This window comes from Providencia sp. PROV033, assembly GCF_028484855.1.
Taxonomy (GTDB): domain Bacteria; phylum Pseudomonadota; class Gammaproteobacteria; order Enterobacterales; family Enterobacteriaceae; genus Providencia; species Providencia alcalifaciens.
The window spans coordinates 1-1,427 of the sequence record NZ_JAMPSW010000204.1; the positions used below are offsets into that span (position 1 = coordinate 1).

Annotated in this window: 1 protein-coding gene and 1 pseudogene; both read left to right on the forward strand. The window is 32.9% G+C overall.

Features of this window, described 5'->3' with window-relative positions:
* Positions 1-349, forward strand: a 349-nt coding sequence (locus PSF16_RS17340; RefSeq protein WP_272689799.1) for a helix-turn-helix domain-containing protein, incomplete at its 5' end; no start/stop codon positions are given.
* Positions 350-852: 503 nt separating this feature from the next.
* A pseudogene (locus PSF16_RS17345) lies at positions 853-1,359 on the forward strand (fimbrial protein); the annotation flags it as partial.
* Positions 1,360-1,427 lie beyond the last annotated feature (68 nt).

The window sequence follows — 1,427 nt, forward strand, 5'->3', positions numbered from 1 at the left end:
ACTAGTCCATTTTTTTACATACAGTGTATCCCATAAAAAACGATCACTGTCATTTACATTAATTGAGAGGTGCAAAATGCATGATATATACCCAATATCCGAAATCATTGGTCATAAAATAAAATTTCTTCGAGAGCGAAAAATATTGTCGTTGCAGGAAGTTGCGAATGCGATCGGTATTGATGAAATACAACAAGCTCGTTATGAAAAGGGACAATCTCGAATTCCGATTGATAAATTAAAGCAGTATGCCAACTATTTCGAGATTAACATGGTAACCTTTTTCATTTTTACTGAGAAAGAAAAGAAAACAATCAGGGCGTATGTACAAAAAAAATCAGGCTCATAATCTGATTGTTTTTTAAAAAAATAAATTCAGAGTTGCCCCGCATTAATAAAACATCTTATTCAGATTATTGAAATGAGATAAACAAACACATCAAGATTTTATTTAAATCATATCGAATAACAATCAAGTATAATTTAGATTATTATTTTATGACACTCCCAGCCACCATTAGAAAAACAAATGAAACATTAATTCCCCCATCCCCCTCATACGGTGTATCTCCTTAATTAACCATTAGCAATATGTAAATAATGAAATTAAATATTTATTTTAAGTATCATTTAAAAACACCCACATTTATAAATACAAACTATTATAAAATCCAACTCCTACCGTGATTTAAAAGATAAAAATAGAACAAAACAAAGTAAACAATTAATTAAATCTAAAAAACCAAAAACTTGTTTAATGTTAAAATAAAAGTCAAAATACCCGTCAATTGGGTAATTCATTATTTTAATGAACCTCAATTCTTCAAATAAAATATCTCTCGGAGAAAATAAATGAAAAAGAATTTACTGGCATCGTTAATTGCTGCGTCTTCTATTTTTGCTGTAAATAGTGCATTAGCCGCAGATGGAACAATTGATTTCACGGGTGAAATCACTGACCAAGCGTGTGAATTAGCCGCTGGCTCTGACGCATTAAAAGTGAACTTAGGTAAAGTATCTAAGAAAGCATTACCAAGTGCTGGAAGCACAGCTGCTGCAACAAAATTTACTATTAAATTAATTAATTGCCCAACAACTGTGACATCAGCATCCGTAAAATTTGATGCAACCTCTTACCCAGGAGATGACTCTGTTATTGAACTTAAAGATGCGGGTCAATCTGGTGTTGCTAAAGGTGTTGGTATTCAAATTACCGATGATGTAAATACCGTTATTCCTTTATTTACTGCATCTAAAGCTTATCCTTTAAAAGATGGTGTTGAAAACAATTTAGATTTTAGAGCTCGTTATATTGCTCAAACCGACAGCGTTGATGTGGGTTTAGCAAATGCAAATGCGGCGGATTCAAGTCCGAAGTGCAACGCTAAGCCGCCTTTCTTAGCTCCGCAAACACCACCGAAGGTTGT